The 25,516-nt window shown below is 65.9% G+C and carries 23 protein-coding genes, 1 tRNA gene and 1 other RNA gene; 10 read left to right on the forward strand and 15 right to left on the reverse strand.

From position 1 onward, the window contains the following. Positions 1-98 precede the first annotated feature (98 nt). The 3 genes from purL to xerD all read right to left on the reverse strand — a co-directional run bounded on the left by purL (position 99) and on the right by xerD (position 6,044). A complete protein-coding gene (purL, locus tag G467_RS0112855) occupies positions 99-3,971 on the reverse strand; it encodes a phosphoribosylformylglycinamidine synthase (protein WP_022970151.1) in 3,873 nt (1,290 codons plus the stop codon). A 101-nt stretch (positions 3,972-4,072) separates the two neighbouring features. Next, positions 4,073-4,897 carry a DsbC family protein gene (locus G467_RS0112860; protein WP_022970152.1) on the reverse strand — a complete coding sequence of 275 codons (825 nt, stop codon included), beginning with the start codon at positions 4,895-4,897 and terminating at the stop codon, positions 4,073-4,075. 193 nt (positions 4,898-5,090) lie between these two features. Then, entirely contained in the window at positions 5,091-6,044 is a 954-nt protein-coding gene (gene xerD, locus G467_RS0112865) for a site-specific tyrosine recombinase XerD (RefSeq protein WP_022970153.1), read from the reverse strand. A 45-nt stretch (positions 6,045-6,089) separates the two neighbouring features. Here xerD and G467_RS0112870 point away from each other — a divergent pair, with 45 nt between their 5' ends. Further along, positions 6,090-6,548, forward strand: coding sequence for an RDD family protein (locus tag G467_RS0112870; protein ID WP_022970154.1), 459 nt, complete (start codon positions 6,090-6,092; stop codon positions 6,546-6,548). A gap of 12 nt (positions 6,549-6,560) precedes the next feature. On the opposite strand, the gene G467_RS0112875 is transcribed toward G467_RS0112870, so the two are convergent. From G467_RS0112875 to lptF, 3 genes are read right to left on the reverse strand one after another with little or no spacing between them, the layout of a single operon-like run. After that, a complete protein-coding gene (locus G467_RS0112875) occupies positions 6,561-7,301 on the reverse strand; it encodes a hypothetical protein (RefSeq protein WP_022970155.1) in 741 nt (246 codons plus the stop codon). Position 7,302: 1 nt separating this feature from the next. Then, the gene (gene lptG / locus G467_RS0112880) at positions 7,303-8,397 is read right to left on the reverse strand and encodes an LPS export ABC transporter permease LptG (protein WP_022970156.1); all 1,095 of its coding nucleotides are present in this window, start codon (positions 8,395-8,397) and stop codon (positions 7,303-7,305) included. Continuing rightward, complete coding sequence (gene lptF, locus G467_RS0112885; protein WP_022970157.1) at positions 8,394-9,482, reverse strand: LPS export ABC transporter permease LptF; 1,089 nt, start codon at positions 9,480-9,482, stop codon at positions 8,394-8,396. The genes lptG and lptF overlap by 4 nt, the downstream gene beginning before the upstream one ends. A 117-nt stretch (positions 9,483-9,599) precedes the next feature. Between lptF and G467_RS0112890 the strand changes: the two genes are divergently transcribed. Together G467_RS0112890 and G467_RS0112895 are read left to right on the forward strand one after the other, a co-directional pair. Beyond that, the gene (locus G467_RS0112890) at positions 9,600-11,072 is read left to right on the forward strand and encodes a leucyl aminopeptidase (protein ID WP_022970158.1); all 1,473 of its coding nucleotides are present in this window, start codon (positions 9,600-9,602) and stop codon (positions 11,070-11,072) included. A 43-nt stretch (positions 11,073-11,115) separates the two neighbouring features. After that, a complete protein-coding gene (locus G467_RS0112895; protein WP_022970159.1) occupies positions 11,116-11,541 on the forward strand; it encodes a DNA polymerase III subunit chi in 426 nt (141 codons plus the stop codon). Positions 11,542-11,595: 54 nt separating this feature from the next. Here the strand turns inward: G467_RS0112895 and G467_RS0112900 are convergent, their stop codons facing one another. The 3 genes from G467_RS0112900 to G467_RS0112910 are packed head-to-tail and all read right to left on the reverse strand — an operon-like array spanning position 11,596 to position 14,177. Beyond that, positions 11,596-12,279, reverse strand: coding sequence for a hypothetical protein (locus tag G467_RS0112900; protein WP_022970160.1), 684 nt, complete (start codon positions 12,277-12,279; stop codon positions 11,596-11,598). Then, positions 12,279-13,589, reverse strand: a complete 1,311-nt coding sequence (locus tag G467_RS0112905) for an aminopeptidase P N-terminal domain-containing protein (protein ID WP_022970161.1) — start codon at positions 13,587-13,589, stop codon at positions 12,279-12,281. The genes G467_RS0112900 and G467_RS0112905 overlap by 1 nt, the downstream gene beginning before the upstream one ends. Positions 13,590-13,625: 36 nt before the next feature. Further along, positions 13,626-14,177 carry a UPF0149 family protein gene (locus G467_RS0112910; RefSeq protein WP_022970162.1) on the reverse strand — a complete coding sequence of 184 codons (552 nt, stop codon included), beginning with the start codon at positions 14,175-14,177 and terminating at the stop codon, positions 13,626-13,628. Positions 14,178-14,324: 147 nt separating this feature from the next. Here G467_RS0112910 and G467_RS16805 point away from each other — a divergent pair, with 147 nt between their 5' ends. The 7 genes from G467_RS16805 (at position 14,325) to rpiA (ending at position 19,273) form a co-directional block, all read left to right on the forward strand. After that, complete coding sequence (locus G467_RS16805; RefSeq protein ID WP_022970163.1) at positions 14,325-16,637, forward strand: putative bifunctional diguanylate cyclase/phosphodiesterase; 2,313 nt, start codon at positions 14,325-14,327, stop codon at positions 16,635-16,637. Positions 16,638-16,681: 44 nt separating this feature from the next. After that, positions 16,682-16,897: a TIGR02449 family protein gene (locus G467_RS0112920; RefSeq protein ID WP_022970164.1), complete on the forward strand. Its 216-nt coding sequence runs from the start codon at positions 16,682-16,684 to the stop codon at positions 16,895-16,897. Next, the gene (locus G467_RS0112925) at positions 16,894-17,193 is read left to right on the forward strand and encodes a cell division protein ZapA (RefSeq protein ID WP_022970165.1); all 300 of its coding nucleotides are present in this window, start codon (positions 16,894-16,896) and stop codon (positions 17,191-17,193) included. Before G467_RS0112920 ends, G467_RS0112925 begins: the two co-directional genes overlap by 4 nt. Before the next feature lie 96 nt (positions 17,194-17,289). After that, positions 17,290-17,476: non-coding RNA, 6S RNA (gene ssrS / locus G467_RS17895), on the forward strand. A gap of 5 nt (positions 17,477-17,481) precedes the next feature. Then, positions 17,482-18,102 (forward strand): 5-formyltetrahydrofolate cyclo-ligase, encoded by a 621-nt coding sequence (locus G467_RS0112930; RefSeq protein WP_026802672.1) that lies wholly within the window; start codon positions 17,482-17,484, stop codon positions 18,100-18,102. Positions 18,103-18,166: 64 nt separating this feature from the next. Then, complete coding sequence (locus G467_RS0112935) at positions 18,167-18,622, forward strand: EVE domain-containing protein (RefSeq protein WP_022970167.1); 456 nt, start codon at positions 18,167-18,169, stop codon at positions 18,620-18,622. A gap of 9 nt (positions 18,623-18,631) precedes the next feature. Then, positions 18,632-19,273 (forward strand): ribose-5-phosphate isomerase RpiA, encoded by a 642-nt coding sequence (gene rpiA / locus G467_RS0112940; protein WP_022970168.1) that lies wholly within the window; start codon positions 18,632-18,634, stop codon positions 19,271-19,273. Here rpiA and G467_RS0112945 read toward each other — a convergent pair whose 3' ends face one another. The 6 genes from G467_RS0112945 to rplM form a co-directional block, all read right to left on the reverse strand. Continuing rightward, positions 19,274-20,335 (reverse strand): cyclic nucleotide-binding domain-containing protein, encoded by a 1,062-nt coding sequence (locus G467_RS0112945; protein ID WP_022970169.1) that lies wholly within the window; start codon positions 20,333-20,335, stop codon positions 19,274-19,276. Between the two features lie 114 nt (positions 20,336-20,449). After that, positions 20,450-23,353 carry a beta-propeller fold lactonase family protein gene (locus tag G467_RS17630; protein ID WP_022970170.1) on the reverse strand — a complete coding sequence of 968 codons (2,904 nt, stop codon included), beginning with the start codon at positions 23,351-23,353 and terminating at the stop codon, positions 20,450-20,452. A 299-nt stretch (positions 23,354-23,652) separates the two neighbouring features. Continuing rightward, positions 23,653-24,363, reverse strand: coding sequence for a GYF domain-containing protein (locus G467_RS16815; RefSeq protein ID WP_022970171.1), 711 nt, complete (start codon positions 24,361-24,363; stop codon positions 23,653-23,655). 115 nt (positions 24,364-24,478) lie between these two features. Further along, positions 24,479-24,552: transfer RNA gene (locus tag G467_RS0112960), tRNA-Gln, on the reverse strand. A 45-nt stretch (positions 24,553-24,597) separates the two neighbouring features. Continuing rightward, complete coding sequence (gene rpsI, locus G467_RS0112965) at positions 24,598-24,990, reverse strand: 30S ribosomal protein S9 (protein WP_022970172.1); 393 nt, start codon at positions 24,988-24,990, stop codon at positions 24,598-24,600. A gap of 17 nt (positions 24,991-25,007) precedes the next feature. Continuing rightward, on the reverse strand, positions 25,008-25,433 hold the full coding sequence (rplM, locus tag G467_RS0112970) for a 50S ribosomal protein L13 (RefSeq protein ID WP_022970173.1): 426 nt from the start codon (positions 25,431-25,433) through the stop codon (positions 25,008-25,010). Between the last annotated feature and the right edge of the window lie 83 nt (positions 25,434-25,516).

Here is a 25,516-nt window from a genome sequence, read left to right on the forward strand (position 1 = left end):
AGGCGGTGGACGCCCGACTTTAGCAGAGCGCGACGGCCCGGGAAGGCTTGAAACACCGGGGTTTCATATTGCGCTGCGGCAAGTCGCGGCGCGCTGTCTCAGCCCACCCAGACACGCGCGTTGCGGAAAATCCGCAGCCAGGGCGAGGCTTCGCCCCACTCGGCCGGATGCCAGCTCATCTGGACGCTTCGATGAACGCGTTCAGGATGCGGCATCAGCAGGGTGCTGCGACCGTCGGCCGAGGTCAGGCCGGCGATGCCGCCGGGCGAGCCATTGGGGTTGGCCGGATAACGCAGGGCCGGGTCGCCATTGGCTTCGACGAAACGCAGGGCAGTCCGCGCATGCAGCGGATGCTCGGGCGCGTCGAATTCCGCGCGGCCTTCGCCGTGCGACACCACGATCGGGATGCGCGAGCCGGCCATGTCGCGGAAGAACAACGACGGCGAATCGATGACCTCGACCAGCGACAGGCGCGCTTCGAACTGCTCGCTGCGATTGCGCAGAAAACGCGGCCAGTGTTCCGCGCCCGGAATCAGGCCCTTGAGCTGGGCCAGCATCTGGCAGCCGTTGCAGACGCCGAGACTGAAACTGTCGGGGCGCGCGAAGAACTGTTCGAACTGCTCGCGCAGCGCCGACCGTTCCAGGATCGATGTCGCCCAGCCGCGACCGGCACCGAGCACGTCGCCATAGCTGAAACCGCCGCAGGCTGCGAAGCCCTTGAACTGGTCCAGCGTGACGCGACCGGTGATCAGGTCGGACATGTGCACGTCGACCGCGATGAAACCCGCCTTGGTGAAGGCCGCCGCCATTTCGTACTGGCTGTTGACGCCCTGCTCGCGCAGGATCGCCACCCGCGGCTTCGCGCCGGTATTGATGAACGGCGCGGCGACGTCCTGGGACGGATCGAAACCCAGGCGCGGCTTGAGGCCGGGCGCGTTGAAGTCGCGGTGGAAGTCGCGCTCTTCGTCGGCGCCGTCCGGGTTGTCGCGCAGTCGCTGCATCGCATGCGTGACCGACCACCAGGCGTCGAACAATTCCTGCCAGCCCCATTCGGCGACGAGTTCGTCATCGAGGCTGACGCGGATCGCCGGCGCCGTGGTCGGCTTGCCGATGCGTTGCGCGCAGTGGGTCAGGTCATGGCGGTTGACCAGATCGGCAAAACGCGCGCGATCTTCCGCGGCGATCTGGACGACTGCGCCCAGTTCTTCGTTGAACAGCAGCTTGAAGGCGTCGTCGCCCCAATCGTCGAGCGCGATGTCCAGGCCGCGATGCGAAGCGAACGCCATTTCGCACAGGGTCGCGAACGCGCCGCCGTCGGAACGGTCGTGATACGCGAGCAGCAACTGGTCGGCGCGCGCCGCCTGAATCAGTTCGAAAAACGCGGCCAGGCGTTCGGGCTCGTCCAGATCCGGACAGGCACCGCCGATCGTGTCGAAGCACTGCGCGAGTACGCTGCCGCCGAGACGCTTCTTACCGGCGCCCAGACCGATCAGCCACAGCTCGGAATCGACCTCGCGATCGAGCACCGGCGTGAGCTGGCCGCGCACGTCGGCGACGCGCGCGAACGCGCTGATGACCAGGGACACCGGCGACACCGATTTCTGCGTCTCGCCATCGGCCTGCCACTGCGCCTGCATCGACAGCGAGTCCTTGCCGACCGGGATGCTGATGTCGAGCTCGGGGCACAACTCCAGGCCGACCGCCTTGACCGCATCGAACAGCAGCGCGTCTTCGCCGTCGAACGAGGCGGCGGCCATCCAGTTTGCCGACAGCTTCACTTCCGACAGCGAGGCCACGGGGGCCGCGGCAAGATTGGTGATCGCCTCACCGACCGCCATGCGCGCCGACGCAGCGGCATCGAGCAGGGCCAGGGGCGTGCGTTCGCCGATCGCCATCGCTTCGCCGGCGTTGCCGAGGAAATCGGTGAGGGTGATCGCGCAATCGGCCATCGGCAGCTGCCAGGGACCGACCATCTGGTCGCGCGAGCACAAGCCACCGACGCTGCGATCGCCGATGGTGACGAGGAAGTTCTTCGAGGCCACAGTCGGATGCGCGAGCACGCGCAAGCCGGCGTCGCGCAGGTCGATCTTGCCGGTATCGAGCTTGGGCCAGCGCGCGGGATGGGGACGATGGGTGTCGCGATGCATTTTCGGCGGCTTGCCGAACAGCAGGTCCATCGGCATATCGACGGCGTAATCGCCCGGGATGCCCGGCGCGGCGCCGTAGCCCACGACCAACTGCTGCTCGGCGGTCGCATGACCGACCACGGCATACGGGCAGCGCTCGCGCTCGCACATCGCTTCAAACGCGGCGAGGCGTTCGGCGGCGACGCCGAGGATATAGCGCTCCTGCGATTCGTTGCTCCACAACTGCATCGGCGACAGGGACGGATCGTCGGAAGGCACCTTGGCCAGGTCGATCACGCCGCCCATGCCCGAATCGTGCAGCAGTTCCGGAATCGCGTTCGACAAGCCGCCGGCACCGACGTCGTGCATGAAACGAATCGGGTTTTCTTCGCCCAGTTCCAGGCAGCGCTCGATGACTTCCTGGCAGCGGCGCTCCATTTCCGGGTTGTCGCGCTGCACGGAGGCGAAATCGAGGTCTTCCGAACTCTGTCCCGACGCCACCGAAGACGCCGCGCCGCCGCCCAGTCCAATCAACATCGCCGGACCGCCGAGCACGACCACGGCATCGCCGGGACGCATCAGCAGTTTTTTCACCTGCGAGCGGTCGATCGCGCCGACACCGCCGGCGAGCATGATCGGCTTGTCATACGCGCGCACCAGACCCGGCGTGCTCGTGCCGATTTCGAAGCTGCGGAAATAGCCGGTCAGTGCCGGCCGGCCGAATTCGTTGTTGAACGCAGCGCCGCCGAGCGGACCGTCGAGCATGATCTCGAACGCGGAGGCCATGCGCGGATTCAGCGGTCGCGCTTTTTCCCAGGGCTGGGGCAGCGTCGGAATGCGCAGATGCGAGACCGAGAAACCGGTCAGTCCGGCCTTGGGCTTGCCGCCGCGACCGGTCGCGCCTTCGTCGCGGATCTCGCCGCCGGCACCGGTGCTCGCGCCCGGAAATGGCGCGATCGCGGTCGGATGGTTGTGCGTTTCGACCTTGATGCAGAACGCGCTGTCGACCGGCGGCAGGAAGCGATATTGGCCCTGCTCGTCGGGGCGAAGGCGCTGACCGCTGAAACCCTCGACGACCGCGGCGTTGTCCTTGTACGCGCTCAGCGTGAGCTGCGGCGACTGCTGGTGCGTGTTCTTGATCATGCCGAACAGCGAATGCGGCATGTCCTCGCCGTCGATCGTGTACTTGGCGTTGAAGATCTTGTGCCGGCAATGTTCGGAGTTCGCCTGCGCGAACATCATCAGCTCGGCGTCGGACGGATCGCGACCGAGTTCGCCGTAGCGCAGCTGCAGGTAGTCGATCTCGTCGGGACTCATCGCCAGGCCGAGGCGGGCATTGGCGGCATCGAGCTGGGCGAGCGGAATGCGCTCAAGCCGACCAGCGGGAAGACTGGCGAACAACTTCGCGGCGTCCTCGCGCGTGGCGAGCAGGGACTGCGTCATCGGATCGTGCAGGGCGCGCGCGAGCTTGGGCCAGCGCGGATCGTCGGCGGCCGGCAGGCCGACCAGGTCCAGGCGCAGGCCGCGCTCGACACGCTTGAGCGGCTGGCCGGCGCCGCGCAGGATTTCGGTAGCCTTGCTCGCCCAGGGCGAGAGCGTGCCCAGACGTGGCGTCACGAAGCGGCTTTGCGCGCCGGGTTCGCTCGCGGCTTCCGCCGAGCATCCCTGCAGCACGCGGCCCAGGATCGTCAGGTCGACGTCGGCGCCGGCCTCGGGCTCGGGCTCGGCGAAATAAACATGCCAGGCGCCACTGATATGCAGTGCGGGGACGATCTGGCGAAGACGGTGTTGCAGACGGTCGCGGCGGAAGGGCGACAGGGCCGGCAGGCCCTCAAGGACGATCATGTCCGCGATATTCCGGGGAAACGGGCCGCCATTCTAAACGAAGCGGCCCGCCCGGTTGCCCGGGCGGGCCGCTGGATCGGCGAATTTGGCTGCCCGGGGGCTTATTTGGCCGGCGCGGCGGCCGCCACGGCCGGCTTGGCCTGCACGGTCAGGCGCTCGAGGCTGGCCAGCATCTCTTCGGGCGACAGGTAACCGCCAACCTGGCTGCCATCGGCGGCATACACCGCCGGGGTGCCGTCGACGCCGACCCGGCGGGCCAGACGATAGTCGTCGGAGATCGGGTTCGCGCACTGCTTGCTGGCGACCGGGCGGTCGAGCTTGGCGTCGGTCATCGCCTTGCGCCGGTCGGCCGCGCACCAGACGTTCACCGCCTTGTCGTAGGACTCCGAACCGATGCCCGCGCGTGGGAAGAACAGGTATTCGACCGCGATGCCTTCCTTGTTGTAGTCGGCCATCTGCGAATGCAGCTTGCGGCAATAGCCGCAGTCGATGTCGGTGAACACCGTGACGCGGTACTTGGGATTGGGCGGCGCAAAAATGATGCGGCGTTCCTTGCCGACCGCGGCGAGCATATTGCGGCGCAGGACGGCCTCGCTGGCATTGGTGAGGTTGCTGCGGGTGTCGAGCTGGATCAGCGAGCCCTGCATGAGGTACTTGCCGTCGGCGCTGACGTAGACGACCCGGCTGCCGATCGCGACTTCGCGATACCCCGGAATGACCGAGGGCCGCACGCTATCGATGGTGACGCCGGGAATCGCCTTGGCGACCGCGTTGCGAATGAAGACTTCTTCGCTCTGGGCCGGCGCGGGCGCGGGCGCGGCGACCGTCGGCTTGGCAGGCGCGGCGACGCGCGTCTGCGCGACGGCCAGCACGCCGACCGAGGCGAGGACGATGGCAACGGCGGCAAAGGGAAGCTTGGATTTCATGCGGGACGCCTGTGGAATTCCGGAAAGAGGACCGGCCTTGGACGCTTGCCGGACCGGTCGGGTTCCGCATTTTGGCACGAGCAGCGGCCGCTGGCGGGCCATTGGTCCGCGGACGCCTGCCGTCGGTGCCCCGGAGCGTGCCCGCGTTCAGGCGCGTGAAACTGGTCCGGACCAGGCCCGGTCGCGGTGTCGCTCAGGCGCGCGGATGGTGCTGCTGGTGCAGCTTCTTCAAGCCTTCGCGGGCGACGAGGGTGTAGATCTGGGTGGTCGACAGGCTCGAATGCCCCAGGAGCATCTGCAGTGCGCGCAAATCGGCCCCATGATTGAGCAGGTGCGTGGCGAAACTGTGCCGCAGCCCGTGCGGACTGACCTTGGCCGGGTCGATGCCGGCGCGGGCCGCGAGTCGTTTTACGGTGACCCAGAACTGCTGGCGGCTCAGGGCTTCGCCGCCGGCCGTGAGAAACAAGGGCGCAAGGCTGCGCTTGGCGGCCAGCACCGGCCGCGCCTCGGCCAGGTATTTCTCCAGCCAGTGCTGCGCTTCCTCGCCCATCGGCACCAGGCGCTCCTTGCTGCCCTTGCCCATGACCCGCAAGACGCCCTGACGCAGGTTCACCGCGACCGCCGGCAGATTGACCAGCTCGCTCACGCGCAAGCCCGCGGCGTACATCAGCTCGATCATCGCGCGGTCGCGCAGGCCCGCCGGCGATTCGATGTCCGGCGCCTGCAGGAGCGCGTCCACCTGACTCTCGGACAGCGCCTTGGGCAAGGAGCGGCCGAGTTTCGGCGGATCAAGCAAGGCGGTCGGGTCCTGCGACATCTCGCCCAGGCGCAGCTGCTGCGCGTAGTAAGCGCGCAGCGAGGACAGCAGGCGGGCATTGCTGCGCGCGGCGTAGTTGAGCGCCGTGCGCTCGCCCAGATAGTCGAACAGATGCTGGCGCTGCACGCCGGCCAGGTCCAGGCCGCGGCCTTGCAGCCAGCGCGCGAGGCCATCGAGATCGCGGCGATAGCTGTCGAGCGTCTGCCGCGACAATCCCGCCTCGCCCCAGAGCCGTTCGAGGAAGCGAACGATGCGCACGGTGTCGGCTTCCGACGCTGCAGGCAGGGCCTGCGCAAGCTGACGACGATCGGCGGGAGTGCGGGCGCTCATGCGTCGAGCTTAGCGAGCGCACCGTCGGGCGGCTATCCTAGCCGCATGAACGACACTCCCGAATCTTCCGCGCGGCGCGCGGCGCGCCCTGCCCCCCTGGGTTGGCGCCTGCTGGCACTGACCTACGACAGTCTGCCGATGATTCCCCTGCTCATGGTCACCAGCGCGGTGTTCCTTTGGCTGCACGGTGGCCGCACGGTGGAAACCGATCCGGTGTTCCAGTGGCTGGAAACCTTGGCGATGTGGGCCCTCGTCGGCAGCTATTTCGTATTTTCGTGGCGGCGCGGCGGCCAGACGATGGGCATGCGCCCCTGGCGCTTGCAGGTGCTTGCGCAGGACGGACGCCCGGCCGGATTGGCGGCCCTGTGGTTGCGCTATCTCGTCGCCTGCCTCACGCCGGGACTGTGCCTGGCGTGGTGCCTGGTCGACCGCGAACGACGCGGCCTGCACGATCTCGCCGCCGGCACCATTTTCGTTCGTCTTGAGGCGGCAGCGAAAGCCTGACGCCGGCGTCGCTCAGGCGGCGCCGACCAGCGCCGTACCGAGGGTCGTCGCCCCCGGCGCATGCAAGGCCAGCGCGTGTCCGATCACCGCTGCGATCAACGCGGTGACGACAAACGGCCCATACGTGCGCCGCACCGCGGACTCCAGCCAATGCCGCGTTTCGATGCCGCGCAAGCGCCGATACAGCGTGGCCGACAACGCGCCATCCACCAGCAGTTCGGCGAACAGCGCGGGCGCGGACCAGATCACCGCCAGCGACGAGAACAGCAAGAGCACGACAATCGCGATCAAGGCCACGGGTATCGCGAATTCATCCGCCGCGCCCGCGACATCGACGACGTCGACCACCGGCGATTCGCTGGCGACCGTGACCGTGGGCGCGTCCCAGGACCCGCTGGCGCCAGCGCCACCGAATTCACCGCCCTCGCCCAAGCCGGACTCGGACGCACCGGAGGAGCCCTGGCTGGAATCACTGAAGTCCCCGGCGTCCAGACCATCGCCGCCGCGGGACCGCAACCAGATCCAGAGCAACAGCAGGAAAACCGCGTAGGCAATCACAACCGCCAACGGATACCGGCGCGTCATGTCGACCATGCCCGCCTGCAGCAGCAGGAAGGACGCCAGGAATCCGGCGGTGCCGGTCAATCCGACCAGCAAGCTCATCATCAGTCGCGGATAGCCCAGCCGCTCGAGCCGTTTTCGCGCGAGGGCGACCGCGTACAGGCGCAGTTGCGCAGCGCGGCGCGACGCCACCTCAGATCCGCCGCGCCAGCCAGCCCCAGCAGATCGCCAGCAGCAGCAGCGGCGAGATCGCGTAGGCCAGGCGCACGTCGTAGCGATAAACGTCGGAGAGATTGACCAGCATGCGTTCGGCGAGCACGTAGCCGATGCCGATCATCATGCCCAGGAACAGGCGCTTGCCGAAGCCGCCAGAACGCAGCGACCCGAAGGCGAACGGCAGCGTCGCCAGGCACAGCACGATCACCTTGAGCGGATAGAACCAGCGTGCCCAGTAGTCGTTCTCGAACTTCGCCGCATCGAGCTGATTGCGCTTGAGGTAGTCGATATTGGTGCGCAGCTCGCTGCTGCTGAGGTAACGCGGCCGCGTGATCGTGGCCTCGATCGTCTGGTCGTCGAGTTCGGTCTGCCAGTGCTCGCTGGCGATCTTTTCCACGCGCACACGCGTGCTCTCGAAGAAGGTGCGCTCGACATCCTTGAGCGTCCAGCCGGCCTGGCTGTGCTCGGCGTGTTCGGCATGCGCGAGCGAGAGCAGGCGGCCTTCCGGATCGAACTGGTACAGGCGCACGTCGTTAAGCTCGATGTGCGGCACGCCGTTGATCGTGCGCTGCGCGCCGTTACGCGCATTGAGGAACACGTCGCCCTCGCGCACCCACAGGCCGCTGTAGCGCGCCATGATCAGCTGCTTGGATTTGCTGTTGGTGAGGATCTGCGCCTGCTGTTCGCCCAGCGGGCCCAGGGTTTCGGCATTGATCGCCATCAGCACGGTCAGTGCCAGCAAGGGCACCAGCGCGCCGACGCCGATCTGGAACTTGGACAGGCCCGCCGCGCGCATCGCCGTGAGTTCCGAGCTGCCCGCCAGACGCCCGAGCGCCATCAGCGCACCGATCAGCGACACGTAGGGAAACAGGTCGTAGCACCGGCGCGGAATCGTGAACACCATGACCATCGCGGCGTGGCTGAGCGTGTAGCTTTCCTTGCCGACGTCCTGCAGCTCGCCGGCGAAATCCACCAGCACCATGAAGCCCAACAGCACCAGGCCGACCAGCAGGGTCGTGCCCAGCACGTTGCGGGCGAGATAGAACGTAAGGCGACGCGGCATGGCGATCATGCGCGGCGCGTGTCCGTGGCGACTTTCGGCAGGCGACCGTCGCGCCAGAACAGCCAGGCGGCGAGCGCGAGCATCGGCACATGCACCCACCACAGGCCCAGTAGTCCCGGCATCGAGCCCTTGCCCAGCAAAGACGTGCCGAGGATGAGCAGGAGCATACCGACCACATACACGAGCAAGGCGAACAGGATCAGCCCGTACTGCGGTTGCCGCGGTTCGCTGCGCGCCAGCGGCAGCGCGAACAGCGCCAGCACGCCGGCCAGCAGCGGCATCGCCAGTCGCCAGTGGAATTCCGACATGGCCGGCGCCTTGCCGTCCTTGAGCAGAGCCGCGGTCGACGTCGCCGCGAGATCCTCGCTGCGGTCGTCGGCCTCGCGGTCGGGCACGCGGATGTCGTTCTGCGCGAAATGCATCATGCGGAAATCCTTGCTGCCGATCGCGCCTTCAACCCGGAAACCATTGTCCAGACGCAGCACGCGCTCGGTGTCGCCGATGAGCTGCAACTGTCCGGAGTTCGCGGTGACGATGTCGAGTCGCTCGCCGATGTCGCGCTGCACGAACAGGTGCTTGAAACGGGTGCCGTCGTTGGCCAGCTCGCTGACGTAGAGCACGCCGCCCTTGCCCGGGAGTTCGACGAAACGGCCCGGCTCCAGGCCGGCGATGAGGAAGGAGCGGTTGGCAACCTCGATCATCTCCTTGCCTTTGTGCGCGGCCAGCGGGCCCAGCCACAGGGAGGCCAGCGCAACCAGCAGCACCACCGGCAGGCTCACCCACAGCAGCGGCTTCCACAGCCGCTGCGGCCCGAGGCCGACCGAGGCGAGCACGAACATCTCGCTGTCGGTGTACAGCCGCCCGATCGACAGCAGCAGACCCAGGAACAGGGCCAGGGGCATGACCAGGGTCAGGAAGCGGATCGAGCGCAGTCCCAGCTGCGACAGCAGCAGCGCGGCCGGCACCTTGCCCTTGGCCACTTCCTGGGCCAGATCCATGAACAGGCCGCCCAGACTGACGAGCAGCAGCACCGCGGTCACGGCGAGCACGGTCTCGGCGAATTGGCGCAGCAGGTGTCGCTCGATCAGGAGCATGCAGGTCGCGTCGGAGGATGGCGGGGGCGGCTTGAACTAGACTATGAGGCCCGGCGCGACCGCCGCGTCATCGCGGCCGGCCCGACCTCATTCCACCCATTGTACGGAAAACACCCCATGGCCCTCGATTTCCAGCTCCGCCGCCTCGACCCGACCACCGCCGACAGCGATTGCGTGGTGATCGGCGTCCATGCCGACCACAGTCTGAGCCCCGCGGGCCAGGCCGTGGACGCGGCCAGCGGCGGACGGCTGACGGCCCTGCTCGCGCGCGGCGATCTTTCGGGCAAGACCGGTCGCACGGCCCTGCTGCCGGACGTGCCGGGCATCAAGGCGCCGCGCGTGCTGGTCGTGGGTCTGGGCGATGCGGGCAAGTTCGCGGTGCCGCAATACCTCAAGGCGATCGGCGACAGCATCCGACTGTTGCGCAGCGGCCCGGCGAAAAAAATCCTGGTGACGCTCAGCGAACTGCCGGTCAAGGGTCGCGATGCGGCCTGGAACGTCCGTCAGGCCGTGATCGCTGCCGACCACGCGGCCTACGAGTACACGGCGACGCGCAGCAAGAAGGCCGAGGTCACGCTGAACGAGGTCACCTTGCTCGGCGACGAGAGTCTCGCCGGCGAGCTGGCGCGCGGCATCGCGATCGCGGCCGGCGTGCAATTCGCACGCGAGCTGGGCAACCTGCCGCCGAACATCTGCAACCCGGGCTACCTCGCCGACCAGGCGAGGAAGCTCGCCGGCGAACACGCCAATGTCAGCTGCGAAGTGCTCGAACGCGCCGACATGGAAAAACTCGGCATGGGCTCGCTGCTCGCCGTTGCGCGCGGTTCGGCGAATCCGCCGCGCCTGATCGTGCTGCGCTATACCGGCGCCGGTGACGCCAAGCCGTATGCGCTGGTCGGCAAGGGCATCACCTTCGACACCGGCGGCATCAATCTCAAGGTGCAGGGCGGCATCGAGGAAATGAAGTTCGACATGTGCGGCGCTGCGTCGGTGCTGGGCACCTTCCTTGCCACCGCGAAGATGCAGCTGCCGCTGAACCTGGTCATGATCGTGCCGGCCGTGGAGAACATGCCCGATGCCGACGCTTATCGTCCCAGCGACGTGATCACCTCGATGAGCGGCAAGACGATCGAAGTCGGCAACACCGACGCCGAGGGCCGCCTGATCCTGTGCGATGCGCTGACCTACGTGCAGCGTTTCGAACCGCAAGCGACCGTCGATGTCGCGACGCTGACCGGCGCCTGCGTCATCGCGCTGGGCAAATATGCCGCCGGCCTGATGAGCAAGCACGACGACCTCGCCGAAGAACTGTTCGACGCCGGTGAAAACGTGTTCGACCGCGCCTGGCGCCTGCCGCTGTGGGACGAATACCAGACGCAGATCGAGTCGAGCTTCGCCGACATCTACAACATCGGCGGCAAGGGCGCGGGCGCGATCACCGCCGGCTGCTTCCTGTCGCGCTTCACCGAAGGCCAGCGCTGGGCGCATCTGGACATCGCCGGCGTGTCCAACGACGAAGGTCGCAAGGGCATGTCGAGTGGCCGTCCGGTCGGCTTGCTGAGCCAGTGGCTGCTGGACCGCGTGGAGTGAACCGGAGGAAGCGGATCCGTTCCCGCTTCGCCCTGGACTGACCATGCCGCGCGCCGATTTCTATCTCATCGCCAAGCCGCGCTTTCTCGAGAAGCCGCTGCTGCTGGTCTGCGAACTGGCGCGCAAGGCCTGCGACAGCGGGCAGCCGCTGCTGATCTTCGCCGCCTCGCCGCAGCAGGCCGAGGTGCTGGACGAGTTGCTCTGGGAATTCGATCCCGATGCCTATGTGCCGCACCAGATCGCCGGCACCGACGAGGACGATGACCTGACGCCGGTGCTGATCGTGCCGCCGGGCTTCGACGCGCCGATGCGGCCGCTCGTGCTGAACCTGCGCAGCGACGTCGTCGCCGGAAATTTCGAGCGCGTGCTGGAAGTCGTGCCGGCGGATGAATCCGCGCGCGGGCCGTTGCGCGAGCGCTGGAAGCGTTACAAGGAACGTGGAATCGAGGTGAACAAGTTCGACATGTGAGTCGGGCTTGTCGCCGGCGAGCCGGCTCCTACATTGCGTTTGCCGTCAGGGCTGTCAGTGCTCCGGCACGTTGTAGGGAATACCTGCTTCCTCCAGCCATGCATTGATGTCGCTCAGGCCAATACTGTGAGCACCCTGATTGTCGGGACTGGATTTTCCGTCCACCAGAATCGTGTACTGCCCGCAGTGATAGCACAACAAGACCTGGTAGTGCTTGCCCGCTGAGGTAAACGCGACGGCGTGGTGGTACTGCGATATACAAGCTAATCCGTAGTTCGGAGCTGTTTCGTACCAAGCCTGGAGAATTTCCTGGATCTTCGCAATCCGCTCCGGGCTATCGACACTGACCGTCCCAAGCACCCGATTGCCTTCGATGCACGGCCCCGGCCGACACCATTCTTCCTGGTCGCGTTGTTGTCGTTCGGTCTCACCAGAGTAGTAGGCCTTTTTCACTGCTTCGCTGGCATCGTCTGGGGGTGCAAGTTTCCTTTCCCTGGCGAAATAGGCCGATGCATCCCAAGGCAGCAAGGAAATTACTTCAATCTTCGATGCCCCCGCGAATGCTGCGATTGACTGCATTTCGATAGATTCTGGCGCATTTCTGCTGTAGGCCACCTTGAACTCATGACTTTCCACGGCCGGTGAAGCAGAGAGAGCTGGATTCGCCCAGGAAGCGATGGCGATCGTGACAGCAAGCAGTCCAAACGCGATGAAGAAAGACTTTGTCGAAGCGGACATCAGCGATCCACCATCAGGGCTTCGATGTCGTCGATCCTCTTCGGTACGGCATCGGTCAGTACGCGATGTCCGTCCTTGGTCACCAGCACATCGTCCTCGATGCGGATGCCGATGCCCTGGTATTTCGCCGGTACGCCCTTCGTGCCCGGTGCGATGTACAGCCCCGGTTCGATCGTGAAAACCATGCCGGGCTCCAGCTCGCGATAGTCGCCGGCGAGTTTGTATTCGCCGACATCGTGCACGTCCAGGCCGATCCAGTGGCCGGTCTTGTGCATATAGAACTTCTTGTACTCGCCCGAGGCCAGGTTCTGCTTGAGCGTGCCCTTGAGCAAACCCAGCGACAGCAGGCCTTCGGTCAGCGTGGCGACTGCCGCATCGTGCCCGGCGATCCAGGCCTTGCCCGGGCGCGCCTGTTCCAGCGCCGCCTGCTGGGCGTCGAGCACGACCTGGTACAGCGCCGCCTGCTCTTTCGAATAGCGGCCATTCACCGGCCAGGTGCGCGTGATGTCGGAGGCGTAGTTCGCAAATTCCGCACCGGCATCGACCAGCAACAGTTCGCCGTCCTGCATCCGCGCATTGTTCGCGCGGTAGTGCAGGACACAGCCGTTGCTGCCGGCGCCGACGATCGGTTCGTAGGCGGCGACGGCGTTGTTGCGGCGGTACGCATGCTGCAGCGCCGCCTCGATTTCGTATTCGTGCGCGCCCGGCCGCGTGGCGCGCATCGCTGCGACCTGCGCTTCGCAGGCGATGTCGGCGGCGCGTTGCATGAGCTTGATTTCGCCGGCGCTCTTGAACAGGCGCAGCTCATGCAGCAGATGACCCAGCTCGAGGAATTCATGCGGCGGCTGCGCGCCCTGGCGCACCTGGGCGCGCACGCGGTTGAGCCAGCCGATGAGCTTGAGATCGAAATCGGTGTCGCGTCCGAAGTGGTAGTAGACGCGCGTGCGGCCTTCGAGCAGGCCCGGCAGGATGTCGTCGAGATCCGAGATCGGATACGCATCGTCCATACCGAATTGTTCGATCGCGCCCTCCTGTCCGGCGCGCGGGCCGTCCCAGGCTTCCTTTTCGGCATCGCGCTCGCGCGAAAACAGCAGGCATTCGCCGTGTTTCCGTCCCGGCACCAGCACCAGCACCGCTTCCGGCTCCGCGAATCCGCTCAGATACCAGAAGTCGCTGTCCTGCCGGTACGGATAGTGCGTGTCCTTGCTGCGGATCCGCTCAGGCGCCGCGGGCAGGATCAGGATCGCGTCGTCGTCGGCCATGCGCATGAGCTGCTTGCGGCGTCTGGCGAATTCGGCGGGCTTGATCATGGGAGGAAAGCGACAGTCAGGAGGGAAACGCGGGAATCAATTCAGGGAGCGGCGATGTCGCGGTCCGAGCACACAGTCGCTGTGCAGCAGCAGCGCGGCGACGCGGACGAATTCGGCGACTTCTTCCAGCGCCTCCTCATCCGATTCCGGGTCGTCGTAGGCCAGGTCGCTGGCGGCGATGCGGCTGAGGTCGCCGAGGGCGTCGCGGGATTCTTCCGACAACGGCGGCTCGGCACCGGCCGCCAGGCCGAAACCGCCCAGGAAGCCGCGGCACCAACCCAGCAAGGCATCGCCACGCTCGGACACCGACAGATCCGGGTCGGGCATCAGCAGCTCGAAACCGAAATCGGGAGACTCGAGCAGCAGCGCCGTCGCCCGGAACATCTGGTCGAGCGCGGAGTCCGGCTCGACGTCGTCGAGGTCGGAATCGGCCATGACCAGGGCCAGCCAGTCCTTGCGCGACGGCGTTGCGCCGCCGGAAAGATAGCCGCACAGCGAACCATGCAGCTCCGCCGCATCGGTACCCAGACGCAAGGCTTCGGCCTGGGCAGTGACCTCGGCATACAGGGGCAGATCGATCTCGGTCATGGGACGGCCAACGCGGGGATCAGCCATTCTAGCAAGCCCCGCCAGCCCGCTGGCGCGCTCGGCTTGTGGCCTTGCGGGCACACCCCTAGACTGCAACGGGGCCTAAGGCGAATGCGGGAGTTGCCAGACGTGCGGGCAAGATCAGGGGTGGCCAAGATTCCGGTAACCTCGGCGCGTCGCCTCTGGGCCGTGCTCGTGCCGACGGCATGGCTGGGCTTGCTGCTCTCGCCTGTCGCCGTCGCCGCGCCGAGCGAGGCGAGCAAGTATCTCCCCGCGTCCCAGATCGCGCTGCTGATCATCGCCGCCATGCTGGCCTGGCTGCTGTGGTGGGTCATGCGCAAGCGCCGCCAGCAGGAAAAAACCCTGCTCGCCGAAATCCGCGAACGCGAGGCGCGCCTGAACCTGGCGCTGTGGGGCTCGGGCGACGAATTCTGGGACTGGAACATCCGCGAGAACAGCGTTTACCGTCTCGGCGCCAGCCAGCTGCTCGGCCAGGGCTCGATGGATTCGATGAGCACGGACGACTGGCGCACGCACTCGATCCATCCCGACGATCTGCCGCGCGTGCAAAAGCTGCTGCAGGAACACATCGTCGGCCACTCCGAGCTATACGAGTCCGAGCACCGCATCCGCAACGTGCGCGGCGAATGGATCTGGGTACGCGCCCGCGGCAAGGTCGTCGAACGCGACGCCGGCGGCAGCCCGCTGCGTCTGGCCGGCACCGCGCGCGACATCACCCTGATCCGCCGCGCCGAACGCGAACGCCGCGTCGCGCTGGAAGTGCTGCGGTCGATGAGCGAGGCGGTCGGCGTGATCGACCTCGATTTCCGTTTCATTTCCGTCAACCCTGCGTTCTCGCGCATCACCGGCTACAGCGAAGAAGAGGTCGTCGGCCAGAACAGCCGGCTGCTCGACTCCAGCCAGCACAGCAGCGACTTCTACCGCCGCGTGCGTGACATCCTCGAACGCACCGGTCACTGGGCCGGCGAGATGTGGCAAAAGCGCAAGGACAGCGAAGAATTCCTCGGCTGGATCGAGATGAGCGAAGTGCGCGATGCCCAGGGCATGCGCAGCCATTTCGTCGCCGTGGTCAACGACATCACCGACAAGAAGCGCGCCGAGCAGGAACTGCGCTATCTCGCCAACTACGACACGCTGACCGGCCTGCCCAACCGCGCCCTGCTCTCCGAGCGACTGGGCCGCGCGATCGTGCGGGCACGCCGGCAGGAAACGCGCGTCGCCGTGCTGTTCCTGGACCTGGATCGCTTCAAGGACATCAACGACTCGCTCGGCCATGCCGCCGGCGACCGCCTGCTGAAAGCCGCCGCGACGCGCCTGCAGGCCACAGTGAGCGCGTCCGACACCGTCGCGCGCCTGGGCGGCGACGAATTCACTGTCGTGCTCGAGGATGTCGAGAGTCTGCCCGCAGTCGAACGCATGGCCCGCGAAATCCTCAATGCGTTCTCGATGCCGCTGGAAGTCGACGAGCGCCACGACGTCAGCATCACGCCTTCTCTCGGCATTAGCCTGTATCCCGACCATGCCCTGGTGCCGACCGACCTGCTGAAATTCGCCGACACCGCGATGTACCAGGCCAAGGCCGAAGGTCGCAACACCTACCAGATCTACAACGAAACCATGGATGCCGAGTCGCGCCGGCGTGCGACGGTGCTCGCGTCGCTGCGCAAGGCGCTCGACCGCGGCGAGTTCCGCCTGGTGTTCCAGCCGCGCATGGCGCTGGCCGACGGCCGCATCACCGGTGTCGAGGCACTGCTGCGCTGGCACAGCGCCGAACTGGGTGAGATCAGCCCGGTCGTGTTCATTCCGCTGGCCGAAGAAAGCGGCCTGATCCTGCCGATCGGCGAATGGGTGCTGGAAGAGGCCTGCCAGACGCTCAAACGCTGGCGCAATCACGGCCTGACCGAGCTTTCGATCGGTATCAATGTCTCGGTCTTGCAGTTGCTGCGCTCGAACCTGCCCGAACACCTGACCCAGGTGATCGAGGACACTGGCGTGCCAGCCAATCGCATCGAACTGGAAGTGACCGAGTCGATGGTCATGCAGAACGCCGAGCAGACCACCAACGTGCTCAACGAGCTGCGCAAGATCGGCGTGAGCCTGGCGATCGACGACTTCGGCACCGGCTATTCCTCGCTGGTCTACCTCAAGCGCCTGCCGATCGACACGCTGAAGATCGACAAGGAATTCATCGGCGACCTCACCCGCGACCCCGACGACGAGGCGATCACCGCAACGGTGATCACCATGGGTCATTCGCTGGGCCTGAACGTGATCGCCGAAGGCGTGGAAACCGAGCAGCAACTGAGCTACCTGCGCGAACAGGGCTGCGACGAGATCCAGGGCTTCTGGCTGTCGCCGCCGCTGGATTCGCATCGCTGCCTGGCCTTCATCCGCAGCTGGCAGCCCGGCACGGTGGCGGCGATTCCCGCCCCGTACTGATGGCTCGTATTGACCCGCAACCGGCCCGCGCCTAAGGTGCCCCGATGACCGACCTCCACGTCCAGCTGCAGCAACTCGCCTTGCGCGTGGACAAGCTGCTCGAAATGACGCGTCGCCTCGCCGACGAGAACCGCAGCCTGCGCCAGGGCCAGGAACAGCTGGTCAGCGAGCGTGCGCAACTGCTGAGCAAGAACGAGCTGGCCCGTTCGCGGGTCGAGGCGATGATCAACCGCCTCAAGTCCCTGGAGAACAACGCGTGAGCGAGCCGGTCAACGTCAAGATCCTCGACCGCGAGTTCACCGTCGGCGTCGAACCCGACGAACGCGACAGCCTCATGGCCGCCGCGCACCTGCTCGACGCGCGCATGCGCGAGATCCGCGGCAACAACAAGATGGCCGCACTCGACCGCGTCGCGGTGCTGGCCGCACTCAATCTCGCGCACGAACTGCTGCAAAGCAAGAACGTCGACCAGTCGCACGACCAGGAAATGGTCCGCACGCTCGGCGAGATGAACCGCAAGCTCGACGGCCTGTTCGAAACTCTCGCGTCGCGCTGAATCGCCACCGACCCCTGCCCTTTCCGCGCCATTCGTCCGCGCGCGAAAAACGCAATGTTCACGAAAAAAATTTGCGCCGGCGCTATACTTCGCCGGCGTCCTCTGCCGTGTTTGACAGCCTGCGCTAACATACGCCTTGTCCCATAAACACGACCTGGGAATCTGCTGCCACCGCTGTGTGCATGTCCGCCGCGTTGCGGAAAGCCTGATGGGGTGGCACGGGTACCCACTTGATCCTAGGGATCAAGGTCGTTTCGTACGGCATCGGCATGGCGGAGGATGCAATTCTTGAATACCGGTCCGTTCGACACGTCCGAGACAGCCTCCGACGCGGCCGGTCGCAAGCGCGCATGGCGCCAGACCTTGCGACAACGCCGACAATCGTTGCCCGCCGCCGAGCGCATCGCTGCGGCCGAAGCGATCGTTGCGCGAGTCTCCGCCTTCCCCGCGTTCGCCCAGCCCGGCTACGTCGCCGGTTATTGGGCGACGGGCGGCGAGTTGCCGTTGCACGTGCTGCAATTACGCCTGCGCGCCGACCAGGTCTGGTGCCTGCCCTGCATCCAGGACGACAACACGCTGAAGTTCGCGCCCTGGCGCCCGGGCGATCCACTGGTCGCCAATCGCTACGGTATTCCCGAACCGGATGTCGTGCTGTCGTCGCAACTCGACGCGCACGCGCTGTCGATCCTGCTCGTCCCGCTGTTGGGCTTCAGCCGCGACGGGCATCGCCTGGGCATGGGCGGCGGTTACTACGACCGTAGCCTCGCCTTTCGCCAGCAAGCTGCCGCGCCGCCCTGGCTGCTCGGCATCGGCTACGCATTCCAGGAACTGCCCGACCTCACGGGCGAGGACTGGGATGTGGGCCTGGACGCGGTCGCGACGCCCGACGAACTGGTGATCTGCCGCTGATCCCGACGCGCCGGCCATCCGGCGCCGGGTAAACTATCGCGCAGGATCCAGGCGGGAATGGCGAATGAAATATTGGTTGATGAAGTCCGAGCCCGAAGAATTCTCCATCGACGCCCTCGCCAAGGTCGGTCGGGAGCCCTGGAGCGGCGTGCGCAACTACCAGGCACGCAACTACATGATGAAGGACATGAAAGTCGGCGACGGCATCCTGTTCTATCACTCCAATACCGAGATTCCCGGCGTGGTCGGCCTTGCCGAGGTCGTCAGCGAGACCTACCCCGATCCCAGCCAGTTCAAGAAGAAGTCCGACTACTACGATCCGGCCAGCAAGCCCGAGCAACCGCGCTGGTGGCTGGTCGACGTCGGCTTCAAGCGCAAGCTCGCGCGCACGATTTCCCTCGATGAGCTGAAAGCGAAGTCCGAGCAGCTCGGCGACTTCGCGCTGACCCAGCGCGGCAACCGGCTGTCCGTGCTGCCGGTCACCGCAGCGCAGTGGAAATTCATTCTTTCTCTCGAATAAGGACGCGGCATGTCACAGGCAGAAGGCAAACGGCGTTCGGGCGACAAGGCCGCCGAATACGTCACCGAAGGCAGCATCGTCGGCGTCGGCACCGGGTCGACGGTTGCGTTCTTCATCGAGGCCCTGGGGCGCATGAAGGATCGCATCGAGGGCGCCGTATCGAGTTCGGAGCAAAGTACCCGCCTGCTCAAGGAGCACGGCATTGCGGTGCTCGATCTCAACGCCACCGGCACCCTGGACCTGTACGTGGACGGCGCGGACGAATGCGACCGGCACAATCGCCTCATCAAGGGCGGCGGCGGTGCACTTACGCGCGAGAAGATCATCGCCGAGGCCAGCCGACGTTTTGTGTGCATCATCGATGCGAGCAAGCAGGTGGAGTTGCTCGGCAAGTTTCCCGTGCCGATCGAAGTGATCCCGATGGCGCGCAGCCTGGTCGCCCGCCGGATCGCCGAAATGAGAGGTCAGCCGGTCTGGCGCGAAGGCACCGTGACCGATAACGGCAACTGGATCCTGGACGTCCACCACTGGCAGATCACCGATCCGGTCGCGCTCGAACGCGAGCTCAACCAGATCACCGGCGTAGTCTCGGTGGGTTTGTTCGCGCGACGCGCGGCGGACGTGGTGATCGTCGACGGCGTCGTGCGCTGATCAGACCGCCGGTGCGCTGGCCGCCTGCATGCGCAGCATTGCGCCCAGGCCGCCATGCATCGCATGCACCGTGTAGCCCTGGGCATTGAGCACGAAGGCCGCCGCTGCCGAGCGCTCGCCGGTGTTGCAGTAGACGACCACGCGTCCGCCCGGCGCAAGCAGGCTGGGCATTTCCTCGCGCAGGCGATAGAGCGGAACGTTGGCGGCGCCGTGGATCGCGCGCTGGGCGAATTCGCCGGGCATGCGGACGTCGACCAAGGTCGCGCCTTCCTGCACCAGGCGCGCGGCTTCTGCCGGCAGCACCCAGGACACCATCGGCGGCTTAAGCACCGCTTCGAACGCTTCCTTGGACAGTTTCATGAGGCGACCGCCCTGCATCATGCGCACGGTCGCATTGCGCGGCACGTTCGCGAGCAAGGCATCCTCGCCGAAAATATCGCCCTCGCGCAGATAGGCCACGACTTGCGGCGCCCCGTCGAGGTATTTCGATACCGCCGCGGTGCCTTCGCGAATCACGTAGAAGTTGTCGGGCACGTCGCCTTCGCGCATGACGATTTCGCCGGGCTTTACGTAGACCTCTTCGAAGCGGCTGAACATGCGCTCGAGATTGCCGGTCGGCAGCTTGATGAAGGCGTGGCTGTGCAGCAGTCGGAACACCCAGGCGCTGCCGCCGGCGCTGCTGTCGTGGAAGCGGTAGGTCGGATCGCGACTGAGCTGATCCCAGGTGATGACCTTCTCGATGAAGCGACGCTCCAGGCGGATGACCCGGGCCCGCTGCGTGACCACCGTCGCCGTGAAGCGGCGCGGCACGGCATCGTTGAGCGAATAGCGGCCATGGCCGCTGCCGGCGACATGCGCGACGGTGCGGCCGTCGGGGTATTCGCAACGCAGCTCGCCTTCGATCAGGTAGCAGGTGTCCTCGTCCATGTCGCCGACGCGGAACACGGCTTCGTTACGCGCGTATTCGCTGACGGTCGCTTCGCGTGCGAGCTGCTCCCGGGTTTCCGGGCGCAGCGCGTCGAGTGGAAAGAGCTTGGCCAGCTCGGCGACAGGTACGGGCATGACGGGACTCCGCAAAGGCTGGTCCGAGTCTAGCCCCAGCGTTGCGCCGGTGGCTAGGGACGGCCTGGAACCCGGCCTCCCGACCTCCGGAACCGGAGGCCGGGACAGCGATGTTTACTGGAAGGAGAAGAGCGCGGTGTGGATGTGATCGCCGTCCTGCAGCGTCAGCGTCAACTTCGCACAGCTGGCGCTCGCCGGCGTGGTCCAGGTGTATTCGTAGTAGCCGTTGCCCAGATTCTGGAATCCGAGCGGTTCGGCCGAGGTCGGCGTGACATTCTTGATCGATGCCGGGCAAGCGTAGGCCGCCGAGGTGATGACCGCCGAAGTGAGCGTGGTCACCGGCGCGCCGTTGGCATCGAGCGAACGCCACTTGAACGTGATCGGCTGATTCAGACCGGCGCTGTTGAAATAGCCCGGGTTGACGACGGTGTCGGTGAAGCCGACGAACGCATAGATCACGATGTAGCTGACCGGCTTGATCGCGACGTTGCCCGCGTTGTCGGTCGCCGTGCAATTGAGGCGGATCGTGCCCGCGACATTGGTCGCGACCGGCGGGCAGCTCTGGCTGGCGAGTCCGGACAGACTGTCGGTAGCGCCGGCGGCGCTGGCCGTGGTGCCGGTGGAGTTGAACAGCGGACGCTTGTCCGAAATGGTCGGCACCAGGGTCGGCGCCGTCTTGTCGAGCTTGATCGTCGCGGTGGCATTGCTGGTGCCGCCGGCGCTCGTCGCCGTGCAGGTCACGCCGGTGCCGGCGGTTTCGGTAGTGATCAGGGTCGTACCGCAGCCGACCGTCGACGTCACCTGGGAATCGGGATCGGTCACCGTCCAGTTGACCGTGACGTTGCCGCGGTACCAGCCGTTGGTGCCCGCCAGGCCGGTGATGACCGGCGTGATGACCGGCGCGGTCGTGTCCGGCGAGGTGACGACCAGCGAGTAGGCGCGCTGCGCCACGAAACCGTTCGCATCTTCGGCCTGGATGGTGAAGCTGTAGGAACCCGCCAGCGTCGGGGTGCCGCTCAGCACACCGGACGCGCTCAGCGTCACGCCGGTCGGCAAGGCACCCGCGATCAGGCCGAAGGCCGGCGTCGGCACCGGATAGGGTGTCTTCACGCCCGGATTGGCGACGCTCAGGCTCAGGCTCAGGTTGAAGGGGCTGTTGCGCGCGACCGGACCGAGCACCGCGCTCGACGGCAGCAGGCTCAGCTGCGGGGCCTGGTTGTAGACGTTGTAGCTGCCCCAGCACTGCACCACGCCATAGTCGCGCATGCCGCAGTTGTGGAAACGGCCCGGAGCCAGCTGCACGAACTTGCCCGTGGGCACGGTCGTCTGGCCGTAGGTGTTGTCGCCCCAGCACACCATGTCGCCGTTGAAGCGCAGGCCGCAGGCATACAGACCCGACGCGGCGATCTGGGTGAACTGACCCGACGGCGGCGTGGTCTTGCCCGACGTCGCATCGCCCCAGCAAGCGATCGTGCCGGCGCGGCGCAGACCGCAGCTGAAGCTGCTGCCGCTCACGACCTGGACGAAGTCGGCGCCGGTGGCCGGCGTGGTCTGGCCGAGCGCGCTGTTGCCCCAGCAGCGGATGCTGCCGATCTGCGCGGCCGTGCCGTCGAAGCGCAGGCTGCAATTGTGCGAGCTGCCGGCGCTGACCTGCGTATTCGTGCCGGCCGGCGCGACAGCCGGCGCCTGGCCTTCGGCGTTGTCACCCCAGCACTTCAGCGTGCCGTTCGAGGCGGCCGTGGCGTTGGCGAGCATGCCGCAGTTGTGGCGATAGCCGCCCGCCAGGCTGATGAAAGTGCCGGTCGGATTCGTGCTCTGGCCATAGGTGTTGTTGCCCCAGCACTCGACCGCGCCATTCGTGCGCAGGCCGCAGGTGTGGTTGTTGCCGGCCACGAGCTGCTTGAACACGCCCGCCGGCGCGTTCGTCTGACCATCGTCGTTGCGGCCCCAGCAAGCGGCCGTGCCGTTCGTGCGAAGGCGGCAGGTGTGGTAATTGCCGGAAACCAGGGCGCCCTGGCCGTAGTTCGGACGGGCGATGAACGCACCCATCGCATACGGCGTGGTGCCGACCGCGATGCTCGCCGTCGTGACCGTGTTGGTCGCCGGGCTGATCACCGACAGACGGGCGCTCGCCGAGCGCGTCATGTACATCGCCGTACCCGTCGCATTGAAGCTCATGCCCCACGGACCGCTGTTGTTGGGCGTGCCGATCGCGAGCGTGCTGTGCAGCGTGTTGGTGACCGCATTGACGACAGAGACGTTGTTGCCGCCGTAATTGACCGTGTACGCGTACGCGCCATTGGGCGTGAACGCGATGCCGCCGGGGCCGTCGCCGACCGCGAAGCTGCTGATGATGGTGTTGGTCGCCGGATTGATCGCCGTGACGGTGTCGTTGGCATCGTTGGCGACATACACCAGCGAGCCGGACGCATTGATCGCGATATCCCACGGACCCGCGCCCGCGGCGAGAGCGATGGTCGAAGCCACCGTGTTGGTCGTCGTATTGATGACCGAGACACTGTTGGCGTCGCGATTGGCCACGTAGACAAAGCTGCCCGACGGCGTGATCGCCAGTCCGAGCGGGCCGGTGCCGACCGTCACCGTAGAGACGACGGTGTTGGTGAGGGCATTGATGACGGTGACAGTATTGCTACCGTAGTTAGTGACATAAACCCGGGTGCCGTCCGGGCTCACCGCCGCGCTGCGTGGCGAAGTGCCGACCACGATATTGGTGACGATGGCATTGGTCGCGGTGTTGATGACCGCGACGTTGGCGGCGCCGGTGCGCGTCACGTAGACGAGCGTGCCGCTCGGGTTCACTGCGGCGCCTTGCGGCGAGCTGCCGGCCGGCAAGGTGATCGTCGACACGACCGCATTGGTGGACAGGTCGATTTTCGAGACGGTGTTGCTGCCCACGTTCGGGATGAACGCGTATTGCTGAGCCGATGCTGCCTGCCCGGCCAGCGTCGCCAGCAAAACAAGAAAGCCACAGACGTACTTGCCGAAGTTACCCGTCATCACCAATTCCCCAGTAAAAGTTACTAACACCGTCAGCAATGGTCAGAATTTTACCAGATCGACGCAGTTCATTGATCTGCGTCACAAATTCTTGCCGACCAGGTCGGTCGGCGCCATCGGCTTGCGGGGTTGCTGAGGGTAGTGAGCAACTATTGTGCCAAGCGGCCTAGCTGCATTTTCGATCGAATTGTTTGCTGTCCGTCACAGAAAAGAATGAACGCGACGCCGGGGGCCAGGATTTCCGCTGACCTGCAGCGTCATACCTGGCCCTCACCAATCCGCCTGCCCGGGCTCGGACTCTACTGGCAGGAGTTCCGGCGGTAGCGCTCGGGGATGCTCGAACGGCAGGTCCAGGTGAAGGAGTCGCCATCCGGAACGCCCGACATCGTCACGCGCGATCCTCGCAGCACCGACGTCACGCTCTCGTCAGTGCGGAAAATGGCCGTGATCTCGCAGGGCTTCGGGCCGCCTTGCAACTCGATGCGGGCCACATAGCGACCCGCGTAGGTCTCCGGGGCCTGGAACGGCGATTCGTTGGTGGGGCACGTACCCACGCGCTGATAGTGCTGCTCGACCGCCGGCTTCAGATCTTCGGCCAGAATCGTCGCTTCGACGAACTGCGCGCGCGAGACGTATTCCTGATACGCCGGAATTGCGATCGCGGCCATCATCGCCATGACCACCAGGAACACCACGCCGAGCACGATCGCGATGATCCAGCAGCCGGAAAGGCCGGACTTCTTCTGCGTCGCGACCGGCATGTACGCCGCCGCTTGCGCTGCGGGCGACATCGGCGGCAAGCCACCCGGCAGGGGCGGCGGCGTATTGATCACCAGACCCAGTTCCGCGGCAACCTGCGACAGCGGCGCCCATTGCGCCATGCCCTCGCGCCAGACCAGCGCGTCGGCGGCGACATCGCCGCGGCGATAAGCGTCACGCAACGTCGCGGCATCCACCGGCCCGCGCTGCTGTCCGCTGCGATCGGCATACATCCAGGTTGCTGGCGTCATCTTCTTTCCCCTGAGTCGAGGCGCAGATTATGCCGGGGCACAAAAGCGAGCGCACGCTCAGGCGGGCGACGGTGGACCCAAAACAAAACCCCCGCATGCGCGGGGGTTTTGTTTGTGGCTGGGGAACTAGGGTTCGAACCTAGATTAACGGTGTCAGAGACCGTTGTCCTACCGTTAGACGATTCCCCAATTCGGGATTCGCTCCAGTCTAGACGACCTGGACCGGTGAAACGATTAACGCTTCGAGAACTGCGTGGCGCGGCGGGCCTTGTGCAGACCGACCTTCTTGCGCTCGACTTCACGGGCGTCACGGGTCATGAAACCGGCCTTGCGCAGCTCGCTCTTGAGCGACTCGTTGTACTCGACCAGACCACGGGCGATGCCGAGACGGATGGCGCCGGCCTGGCCGGTGATGCCGCCGCCTTCGACGGTGATCGAGATGTCGAACTTGTCGGTCATCTTGGTCAGCTCGAGCGGCTGACGCACGATCATGCGCGAGGTCTCGCGACCGAAGAACTCGTCCAGCGGACGACCGTTGACGACGATCTTGCCGCTACCCGAACGCAGGAACACGCGGGCGGTGGAGGACTTGCGACGGCCGGTGCCGTAGTTGTGCTGCGAAGCCATGGGTATCTACCTGTGCCTTAAATGTCCAGCGCCTGCGGCTGCTGGGCGGTGTGCGGATGCTCGGGGCCCTTGTAGACCTTGAGCTTCTTGAACATGGCGCGGCCGAGCGGATTCTTGGGCAGCATGCCCTTGACGCCGGTTTCGATGACGCGCTCGGGATGGGCGTTCAAGGCCTGGCCGAGGGTTTCCGACTTCAGGTTGCCGATGTAGCCGGTGAACCGGTAATACATCTTGTCCTGCAGCTTCTTGCCGGTGACGGCAATCTTCTCGGCGTTGACCACGACGAGGAAATCGCCGGTGTCGACGTGCGGGGTAAAAGTCGGCTTGTGCTTGCCGCGCAAACGGCGCGCAAGTTCCGAGCACAGACGACCCAAGGTCTTGCCGCTGGCATCAACCACATACCAGTCCTGCTTGACGGTCTCCGGCTTGGCGCTGACGGTCATGGCTTTCATGACGGCTCCAAAGGAAATGCAAAGTGAAAGAAGCGGAATGATAGCCGCTGGACCCCGTCCGGCGCAAGCCCTTC

This window comes from Arenimonas oryziterrae DSM 21050 = YC6267, assembly GCF_000420545.1.
Classification (GTDB): Bacteria; Pseudomonadota; Gammaproteobacteria; order Xanthomonadales; family Xanthomonadaceae; genus Arenimonas; species Arenimonas oryziterrae.

What these genes read in the sequence shown, in the direction of transcription:
- purL (WP_022970151.1), bottom strand. Translation starts at nt 3,971, where the DNA reads ATGATCGTCCTTGAGGGCCTGCCGGCCCTGTCGCCCTTCCGCCGCGAC.
- G467_RS0112860 (WP_022970152.1), bottom strand. Translation starts at nt 4,897, where the DNA reads ATGAAATCCAAGCTTCCCTTTGCCGCCGTTGCCATCGTCCTCGCCTCG.
- xerD (WP_022970153.1), bottom strand. Translation starts at nt 6,044, where the DNA reads ATGAGCGCCCGCACTCCCGCCGATCGTCGTCAGCTTGCGCAGGCCCTG.
- G467_RS0112870 (WP_022970154.1), top strand. Translation starts at nt 6,090, where the DNA reads ATGAACGACACTCCCGAATCTTCCGCGCGGCGCGCGGCGCGCCCTGCC.
- lptG (WP_022970156.1), bottom strand. Translation starts at nt 8,397, where the DNA reads ATGATCGCCATGCCGCGTCGCCTTACGTTCTATCTCGCCCGCAACGTG.
- lptF (WP_022970157.1), bottom strand. Translation starts at nt 9,482, where the DNA reads ATGCTCCTGATCGAGCGACACCTGCTGCGCCAATTCGCCGAGACCGTG.
- G467_RS0112890 (WP_022970158.1), top strand. Translation starts at nt 9,600, where the DNA reads ATGGCCCTCGATTTCCAGCTCCGCCGCCTCGACCCGACCACCGCCGAC.
- G467_RS0112895 (WP_022970159.1), top strand. Translation starts at nt 11,116, where the DNA reads ATGCCGCGCGCCGATTTCTATCTCATCGCCAAGCCGCGCTTTCTCGAG.
- G467_RS0112900 (WP_022970160.1), bottom strand. Translation starts at nt 12,279, where the DNA reads ATGTCCGCTTCGACAAAGTCTTTCTTCATCGCGTTTGGACTGCTTGCT.
- G467_RS0112905 (WP_022970161.1), bottom strand. Translation starts at nt 13,589, where the DNA reads ATGATCAAGCCCGCCGAATTCGCCAGACGCCGCAAGCAGCTCATGCGC.
- G467_RS0112910 (WP_022970162.1), bottom strand. Translation starts at nt 14,177, where the DNA reads ATGACCGAGATCGATCTGCCCCTGTATGCCGAGGTCACTGCCCAGGCC.
- G467_RS0112920 (WP_022970164.1), top strand. Translation starts at nt 16,682, where the DNA reads ATGACCGACCTCCACGTCCAGCTGCAGCAACTCGCCTTGCGCGTGGAC.
- G467_RS0112935 (WP_022970167.1), top strand. Translation starts at nt 18,167, where the DNA reads ATGAAATATTGGTTGATGAAGTCCGAGCCCGAAGAATTCTCCATCGAC.
- rpiA (WP_022970168.1), top strand. Translation starts at nt 18,632, where the DNA reads ATGTCACAGGCAGAAGGCAAACGGCGTTCGGGCGACAAGGCCGCCGAA.
- G467_RS0112945 (WP_022970169.1), bottom strand. Translation starts at nt 20,335, where the DNA reads ATGCCCGTACCTGTCGCCGAGCTGGCCAAGCTCTTTCCACTCGACGCG.
- G467_RS17630 (WP_022970170.1), bottom strand. Translation starts at nt 23,353, where the DNA reads ATGACGGGTAACTTCGGCAAGTACGTCTGTGGCTTTCTTGTTTTGCTG.
- G467_RS16815 (WP_022970171.1), bottom strand. Translation starts at nt 24,363, where the DNA reads ATGACGCCAGCAACCTGGATGTATGCCGATCGCAGCGGACAGCAGCGC.
- rpsI (WP_022970172.1), bottom strand. Translation starts at nt 24,990, where the DNA reads ATGGCTTCGCAGCACAACTACGGCACCGGCCGTCGCAAGTCCTCCACC.
- rplM (WP_022970173.1), bottom strand. Translation starts at nt 25,433, where the DNA reads ATGACCGTCAGCGCCAAGCCGGAGACCGTCAAGCAGGACTGGTATGTG.